Source organism: Litorisediminicola beolgyonensis (assembly GCF_042679605.1).
Taxonomy (GTDB): Bacteria; Pseudomonadota; Alphaproteobacteria; order Rhodobacterales; family Rhodobacteraceae; genus Litorisediminicola; species Litorisediminicola beolgyonensis.
This window is the reverse complement of record NZ_JBHTMU010000096.1, coordinates 1-1,003: the sequence shown is the minus strand read 5'-3', so window position 1 is coordinate 1,003 and position 1,003 is coordinate 1. Positions and strand designations below refer to the sequence as shown.

Here is a 1,003-nt window from a genome sequence, read left to right as displayed (position 1 = left end):
CCACTGACCGTCAGGCCACGCGGATGATCTCGGCGGTGCCGAGGGCGTTGAAGCGGTTCATGAGTGCGATGCGGATGTGGATTTCGGCGGTCTGGCGTTCGGGGTCTCTTGCAGCAATGCGCTCGCCAAAGGATTTCAGGCAGCGCATCCTCGCCTCGATCCGGCTGCGGGCGTGGTATCCCGTCCAGCGTTTCCAGAATGCCCGCCCGTAATATCGGGTGGCGCGCAGGGTTTCGTTGCGAGCGCTTGCCGCGGGGCAGTCGTCTTTCCACAGGCGGCCGTTTTTTCGGATCGGAGTGATCGGCGTGGCCTGCCGGTCAGTGATGGCCTTGTGGCAGCGGCGCGTGTCGTAGGCACCGTCGGCGGTCACGGTGCCGATCTGCTCGTCTTCAGGGATCTGCCCAAGGAGGTCCGGCAGCACGGGGCTGTCGCCATCGCGGCTGGGGGTGAACTCGACGGCGCGGATGTCGGATGTGGCCGGGTCCATCGCCAGATGCACCTTGCGCCATTGGCGTCGACCTTGCACCCCGTGCTTGCGTGACTGCCACTCGCCGTCGCCCAGGAACTTGATCCCAGTGCTGTCAACGAGCAGGTTCAGCGGCCCACCGGCGCGGCGATAGGGGATCTGGACGGCCAAGTTCTTCTGCCTCCGGCACAGGGTGGAAAAGTCGGGCACCGGCCAGTCCAGCCCCGCCAGCTTCAGCAGGCTGGAGACCATCCCGGCGGTCTGGCGAAGCGGCAGCTTGAACAGGATCTTGATCGACAGGCAGAACTGTATGGCCGCATCCGAGAAGATCGCAGGCCGTCCGCAACGCCCGTCACGCGGCGCGCGCCAGGTCATGTCCTTGTCGACCCAGATCAAAAGGGACCCCCGCTTGGGCAGCGATCCGTTGTAGCTGGACCAGTTCGTCGTGCGATAGCGGGCGGGAGATGGCTTGCTCATGCAGCGCGTCTAACGCCATGGATTCGCGAAGTGAATCCCTCGTCGTCTGACTTGTGCAAC

Annotated in this window: 1 protein-coding gene; it reads right to left on the bottom strand. The window is 64.8% G+C overall.

The genetic code is table 11. The features are described from left to right. Nucleotides 1-10: 10 nt before the first annotated feature. The gene (locus ACFQ4E_RS20585; protein ID WP_386806407.1) at nt 11-943 is read right to left on the bottom strand and encodes an IS5 family transposase; all 933 of its coding nucleotides are present in this window, start codon (nt 941-943) and stop codon (nt 11-13) included. Nucleotides 944-1,003 lie beyond the last annotated feature (60 nt).